At 36.3% G+C, this 6,901-nt stretch carries 7 protein-coding genes; all 7 read right to left on the bottom strand.

What is annotated here, in order from left to right; all coding sequences use genetic code 11:
* Window positions 1-894: ATP-binding protein (locus KHW44_RS04695; protein WP_304066569.1), on the bottom strand; the 894-nt coding region annotated here is incomplete at its 3' end.
* Between the two features lie 2 nt (window positions 895-896).
* Entirely contained in the window at window positions 897-1,655 is a 759-nt protein-coding gene (locus KHW44_RS04700) for a DnaD domain protein (protein WP_094205053.1), read from the bottom strand.
* 4 nt (window positions 1,656-1,659) lie between these two features.
* Window positions 1,660-2,223: a GNAT family N-acetyltransferase gene (locus KHW44_RS04705; protein ID WP_304066574.1), complete on the bottom strand. Its 564-nt coding sequence runs from the start codon at window positions 2,221-2,223 to the stop codon at window positions 1,660-1,662.
* Entirely contained in the window at window positions 2,220-3,557 is a 1,338-nt protein-coding gene (dnaB, locus tag KHW44_RS04710) for a replicative DNA helicase (protein WP_304066577.1), read from the bottom strand. Before dnaB ends, KHW44_RS04705 begins: the two co-directional genes overlap by 4 nt.
* A 33-nt stretch (window positions 3,558-3,590) precedes the next feature.
* Window positions 3,591-4,037: a 50S ribosomal protein L9 gene (gene rplI / locus KHW44_RS04715; RefSeq protein WP_002842028.1), complete on the bottom strand. Its 447-nt coding sequence runs from the start codon at window positions 4,035-4,037 to the stop codon at window positions 3,591-3,593.
* A complete protein-coding gene (locus tag KHW44_RS04720; RefSeq protein ID WP_304066581.1) occupies window positions 4,018-6,006 on the bottom strand; it encodes a DHH family phosphoesterase in 1,989 nt (662 codons plus the stop codon). Before KHW44_RS04720 ends, rplI begins: the two co-directional genes overlap by 20 nt.
* Window positions 5,993-6,901: DUF2232 domain-containing protein (locus KHW44_RS04725; protein WP_304066584.1), on the bottom strand; the 909-nt coding region annotated here is incomplete at its 5' end. The genes KHW44_RS04720 and KHW44_RS04725, both read right to left, overlap by 14 nt.

Genomic DNA, 6,901 nt, shown 5'->3' on the forward strand with positions numbered 1-6,901 from the left:
AATTCTCTGATCGTATTGTGTTGTCAAATCATCAAGGTCGATATTTGTCGAAATTATCGTAGTTTTTTGGTTTTGAATTCTGTAATTTAACAGATCAAATAGTAAGCTGATGTTGGTTTCTGTGGAATTTTCCGTTCCCAAATCATCAATCATAAGCACATCGCAGTTGTAGATGATATCTTCAACTTCTGGTTGTGGTTTTTCGTTGAAATTCTGATATCTTATCGAAAAAAGTTGCTTCAACAATTGCATTGCAGACAAATATATCACAGAATATCCATTTTCAATGATTTCTTTCGCCATGCACGATAACAAATATGTTTTACCAGTTCCAACTTGTCCGTACAATAACAGCGACTTCGCATTTTTCGTGTAATTTTTGGAGTAATATTTCAAATTCTCGCTGATTGCTTCCATGTTTTCACGTTGAGACATTCCTTGTGAGCTGTCTTTTTTCGTGTCAAACACGTTGATGTCAAATCTATCGAAGTTTTGTTGTTTCATTTGCTCGTTAAGGGAGCTTTTCTCACGTGCAATGTTGACCATAATAGTCTTCTTGCAAGAACACATTTTGCCGTTATAAACTCCAGTATCCTCACACTTGTCGCAGTGATGCTTCAATTCCAAATAATCGTTTGGATATCCACTTAGTATGAGCATTTTGTGCATTTTTTCTTCAATGGATTTGATTTCATCTTCCAAGTTTTTTAATTCTTCCTTGTCGCCACCGATGCTTTTTTTCAAATATTCGTATCCAAGCTCATTTCTATGTTGGATCAAATCCTGGTATTCTGGAACATTTCGAAAAACTTCCTCAAATCTCATATCCAATTCTTTTTTGGATTGATTTCTGTAATCTTCCAATATTCTGTTGGCTTCTTTTGCGTAGCTCATTATTATTTATCCTTTTGCTCTTTTGATTTCTTGATAAAATCGTTCAAAAATTTTGAGTTAATATTTGTAGCCTTGTTTTCAATATCGTTAGTCTTCGGTCTGTAGTAGGTTCTCTTCTTCGTTTTTCTTTGTTGCTTTTTGTTGTTTTCTTCTTGCCATTGTTCCAACGTCATGATACCGTCAAGCTTCCAATTTCTGAGAACTTGTAAAACGTAATTGGTGTTGTTTTTCGTGTTCGGATTAGTTGTGCAATAATGAAAAGCCGTCACCACCAACTCTGGTGTTTGGTGATAAGTGGAAATGTGTTCCAAAATTCTTTCCATTTCTGATTTTGATAATTCCATATCTCTGATGTCTTCGATATCTCTGAACATTTCTTTGATTTCTTGGCTGTTTTGTGGAATGTAAGTCTTCTGAGATTCGTCTGGTTCAGGATTTGTAATTCCAAGATACAATTGTCTCAAACTCAAAAAAACCGTGTGGTTAGTTTGCGTTTGTGCGTCAGTGTATCGTTTGATAATTCCCTCATCCAACCAATAATTCCAACACTCAGATACTTCACTTTCAGTCAAATCCAACGCCTTTGCGATTTTTTCGTCTGAAATATCCACATTTGCAGAAGTATCCTTGGCAAGCTTGTAGGCATACAAATACACTTTTAGTTGATTTCCTGTGGCCACTTGAAGATATTGATTCAAAAATATATTCTCAATAGGTGTTTCGCCCAAATCTATTTTAAATTTTTCTACACTATATTTCATAAAATCACCTCTTATTATCAATCGCCATCGTGGTGTTCTTCGAAAAAATTGTCCCGTCTTTTACTATGAAAAACTCATCAAATTCTTCATCGTGCGTGTCCAATCTTTGATTTTCGAACACTTCTTCGTAACTACAAAACTTCCTGAATCCACATTTTTCGTAACATTTTATCGCTCTTTTGTTGAAATTATTCACATTTAAGAAAATCCTGTCCAGCCCGTAAACTGTAAATCCCATATTAATCAAAGCTTTTATGGATTCTTCGCCGTATGATTTGTCCATTTCATTTGGATCCAAAACAATACCCAAAAACGCCGTTTTGGTGAACTTGTCATATTGTTTCAGCCCCACATATCCCACCAATTTTCGGGATTTATCCCTAATCGCAAAATATTTTTGCGTTTTCATTTCTCTTTTTTGGCGATACCACATTTTTATTTCAAAATCGTCCAAATCGGACAAGTTGTAATCGATAAGTCGTTCGTCTGTGTGTTTTCCCCATTGTTCGATTTCAAATGCATCGTTCAATGTCAAACCTTCCAGCGTTAACCTCTCAGTAGTTATCATTTGTCAAACGCTCCTACATCGGGCATTTGCTTGTCCAAATCCATAAACTTCGTGTGTTCCTTGTCGAATAAAGTATCCACAGTTCCTGTTGGACCGTTTCTGTGTTTTGCGACGATAATTTCCGCGATGTTTGGCTTGTCTGTTTCTGGATCGTAATAATCATCACGATACAACATCAACACAACATCCGCATCTTGTTCGATTGCCCCAGATTCACGAAGGTCACTCATGACTGGTCTGTGGTTCGGTCTTTGATCAGGCGCACGTGACAATTGGCTCAATGCAAGAATCGGACAATTTAATTCTTTTGCCAAGCCTTTGAGTCCTCTTGAAATCGTGGAGATTTCTTGTTGTCTGTTCTCGTTTTTGGAATTTGTCGTCATAAGTTGCAAATAATCTATAATAACCAAATCCAATTCGCCACGCGCTTTTAATTTTCTGCATTTGGAACGTAACTCGTTAAGTGAAATCGACGAGGTATCATCGACAAACATATTGCTTTCTGCTAATAGCTGTGCCGCTTGTCCAAGATTTGTCCACTCAGTAACTCTACCAGACACAAGTTCCGACAAATTAATGTTACTAAGAGCAGACAATAATCTCTGAGTCAATTGCATCTTACTCATTTCAAGAGAAAAAATTGCAACGTGGTGTTTGACACTCGCCTTGTATGCAATATTTAGTGCAAGTGATGTTTTTCCCATCGCAGGACGCGCTGCAAGTAAAATCAAATCCGAGTTTTGAAGCCCCGAAAGTTGTCTATCCAAATCAATCAAACCAGTCGTAACACCAGTTAATTGTCCTTGGCTCATACTCATTTCGCCAATCTTTGCAAGAGTTGGCTCCAACATTTCTTGGATTTTAACCAAATCTTGGTGATTTCTATTCTGACTGATTTTGAAAATATTACTTTCAGCGTATTCCAAAACCTCTCCAACGGAATTATTGGCAATGGACATATCAATCACATCTTGTGATACACGCATCAAGTTTCTGATAATCGCCTTGCTTTTGACAATTTCTGAGTAGTATTTTACATTTACAGCACTTCCCACAGCTTCTGAAATGCTTATAAGCTCATCAATTCCACCGATAATTTCGTACATATTATTGGATTTTAATTGGTCTTCCAACGTAATGTAATCCACAGGCTTTTTCTCGTCAATTACTTGCAAAATCGCCTTGTAGATTTCTTGGTATTTCGTAGAATAAAAATCCACCGGCTCCACAATTTCTGCCGCATCATCCACAGCTCTCTCGTCAATTATCATCGCGCCGATTATGCTTCTTTCAGCTTCCAAATCGCACGGCATAATATTTTGTTGATTCTCCATTACCTCACCGCCTTTCTTTCGTGTATTTTAAAATTATTCCTTGTCTACAATTACTTCCAAATTAGCGTTAATATCTGGATATACTTTTACCACAACATTAAATGTTCCCAAAGATTTGATGTTGTCTTTCATTTCGATTTTTTTCTTGTCAACATCCAAACCGTGTTGATCCTTCAATGCTTTTTCTATATCCATAGAAGTGATTGAACCGAAAAGTCTGTCTCCTTCACCTGTTTTGGCGATAATCTTAACTTTAGTGTTTTCGATTTTTTCTTTTAATTCATTAGCGTTTTTTATGTTTTCTCTTTCAATCGCTCTTAATTCTGCTTGTTTTTCTTCCCAAATTTTGATATTTTCTTTTGTTGCTTGTACTGCTAATTTATTTGGTAGTAGGAAATTTCTCGCAAAACCAGTCTTTGCATTAACCATTTCGCCAGCTTTTCCTAACTTATCTACATCACTAGTCAATATAACTTTCATCCGTATCCTCCTTGATATATTCATCAATTGCTTGTTTTATCTTTTCTTCTGCTTCATCCATGCTGCAATCAAGTTGCGCACCTGCACTTGTAAGATGACCGCCGCCACCGACTTTTTCCAAAATCAATTGCACGGAAATTTTACCCAAACTTCTCGCACTAACATGGATTTTATCTTTTAATTTCGCCAACACAAACGAAGCTTCCACTCCCAAAATGTTGAGCAAATCATCTGCTGATTGTGCAGCAACCAAAATGGATTCGTCAACTTCTTCTTCCAATCTTCCGATGGCGATGTTGTTTCTATACATTTTCGATGAAGCAATAACATCTGATTTGAGCTTGATAGTTCTCTCATCGTCTTTGAAAAGTTGTTTAACCCTGACACTGTCTGCGCCTTGTCTTTTCAAAATAGATGCCGCTTCAAAAGTTCTAACACCTGTTTGATAGAAGAAATTCTTCGTATCCACAGTAATTCCTGCAAGTAATGCCTCTGCTACAATCTTTGGTATCTCGAGTTTTTCTGTCATGTAGAACAAAACTTCCGTCACCATTTCAGATGCGCTAGATGCGTAAGGTTCCAAATAAGTCAACGAAGTATCCTTGATATAATCGGAACTTCTTCTGTGGTGATCGATAACCACGATATTTTTCGTAATATCCATGATTTCTTGGCACTCAACAGAATTTCTCCTGTGATTGTCGCAAATAATCACCAAACTATTGCTGTTGCAATTTTCCTTTGCAAATGCATTCTTCACAAAATATTTCTTGTAATCTGGTTTTTCTTCCAAAACCGCATTATAAATATTTTCGATTTGAGGGCCAACCTCATTCAAAACAATGTAACATTCCTTGCTATTAATCTTGCACGCTTCCAACATTCCCAAACAAGACCCAATTGAATCCATGTCTGGATTTTTGTGTCCCATGATAAACACATTCGAGCTTTGTTCGATAAGCTTCTTCAACGCGTGAGACACAACCCTCGCCTTAACCTTGTTACGTTTTTCGACAGCCTTGTTCTTGCCGCCGAAATATTTAAGCTCTCCAGTGTCAACCACCGCTTGATCTCCGCCACGGCCAAGTGCAACATCAAGGCATGACCTTGATTTGTCGTGAATTTCGTAAGGATTATCTCCAACAATCGAAGCCCCAATACTCAAAGTAACAGGAACATTATTCGTGTTTTTAATATCCTTAATCATATCCAACACCGAGAATTTTTGTTGCATAATATTTTCAAGCTCGTGCTTCTCAACGACCATCACGAATTTGTCCGATTCGTACTTTCTAATATACGCATTGTGTTCTCTCGCAAAATCTTGCAAAATCTTGTCAACTTCCGAGAACACCCTCGTTCTTTCTTCTTCCTTGATGCTGTTACGAGCCTCGTCGTAATTGTCGATGAAAATATCGACAAGTCCCAGCCTTTTTTCATCCAAAAGCGTCACAACATCCATGAAAGCAGTATTGTCGATACCGTAAAGCAACGTCAAATCCTTGTTTTCACTATCTTTTATAGTAACAGGATAAAATCTGTAATATTTTCCGTCAACTTGCGTTTCGTAATAATCCAAATTATTCTCATCATCATTTACAGTTTTCAAATCGAGAATATTTTCAATTTCATTGTTGAAAATCTCAACCTCATCGTCACACAAATCCTTAAAATACGTATTAAACCAACTGATTTTATTCTTATCATTGAGAATCAAAAGTGGAAAAGGAACCTTGAATACAGCATTTTTCGTAATATCTGTAAACTCGTTGTTAAGATTAATAATCTTGTCCTCAACCTTTTGGTTCTTTTTGTTGATGTATGTGTATTGATTCATAATCATAAAAGCCGAAGCGATAAAAGCCAACGTTCCTATGATATTTTGAAAATAAAACAAAATCGCAGAAAGTATCACCAACAAAACTGCTTGTACAATCAAATGTTTCAGTGAATATTTAAGCTCTTGCATTGTTTTCCTTCTTTCTCAAATCCTTGAAGCTGTTCACAGCTCCCAAGACTGCCAAAATATAAATAAATGGTTGAATTGCAACTGAAACTAGCACAGTCAACACCTTGAAAGGCTTCGACAATGATTTCAAATACGAAAACATCAGTGCAATTCCGCCCAATAAGTACGTATAAATACCGAATATCGACAAATTATACAACAAATAATTTCCCAAATCTCTATTCACAAAATAAGTTACTCCAGAAATCAACACCAAGCCCACAACTACACTTGTGAATATCTTGTCTATTCTGAAATCGTGAAACTTGTGCTCTTTTGATTTTTGTGGAATGTAAACATTCAACACGCTTGTGTAAAAAGCAACAATTCCCATAATCGCATACACAGCTCTTACAATAAGCTTAGTTGATTGTTCAAACATAGTTTTTACAGACATCATCAATTCATCATCCATCTTCACAGAACTCAAAACCTTCATGAAATCATTCAACTTGTGGCTAATCACATCTGCAATCGACATGCCCGCATTAAATTTCAAAAGCAAATTCGTCAACAAAACAAAAACACAAATTCCAACGAAACTAATCGTTATAGCCTGTGTGTCAGAAAATCCTGAACTTAGCAAATTCAAAATCGAATAGAACACCAAAATTATGTACAATCCGACAGGAATCGCAATCAAAGGAGTCGACACAACCAAACTCAACACAAAAAATATCCCGAAAGATATCAGAGCCAATCTGTTATCTTTTTCCAATCCTAACTTAATAAAATAAGAAGGCAACACAATAAATCCAAATGGAAATAAAAATAAGCTCACAACATAAATCATCAGAGCTTTTAATGAAATTTTCATTAAAGATTTATAATCAATCGTATTAATAATCCCACCTCC

The sequence above is a fragment of the Finegoldia magna genome (genome assembly GCF_018371055.1).
Classification (GTDB): domain Bacteria; phylum Bacillota; class Clostridia; order Tissierellales; family Peptoniphilaceae; genus Finegoldia; species Finegoldia magna_I.

What these genes read in the sequence shown, in the direction of transcription:
- KHW44_RS04700 (WP_094205053.1), bottom strand. Translation starts at nt 1,655, where the DNA reads ATGAAATATAGTGTAGAAAAATTTAAAATAGATTTGGGCGAAACACCT.
- KHW44_RS04705 (WP_304066574.1), bottom strand. Translation starts at nt 2,223, where the DNA reads ATGATAACTACTGAGAGGTTAACGCTGGAAGGTTTGACATTGAACGAT.
- dnaB (WP_304066577.1), bottom strand. Translation starts at nt 3,557, where the DNA reads ATGGAGAATCAACAAAATATTATGCCGTGCGATTTGGAAGCTGAAAGA.
- rplI (WP_002842028.1), bottom strand. Translation starts at nt 4,037, where the DNA reads ATGAAAGTTATATTGACTAGTGATGTAGATAAGTTAGGAAAAGCTGGC.
- KHW44_RS04720 (WP_304066581.1), bottom strand. Translation starts at nt 6,006, where the DNA reads ATGCAAGAGCTTAAATATTCACTGAAACATTTGATTGTACAAGCAGTT.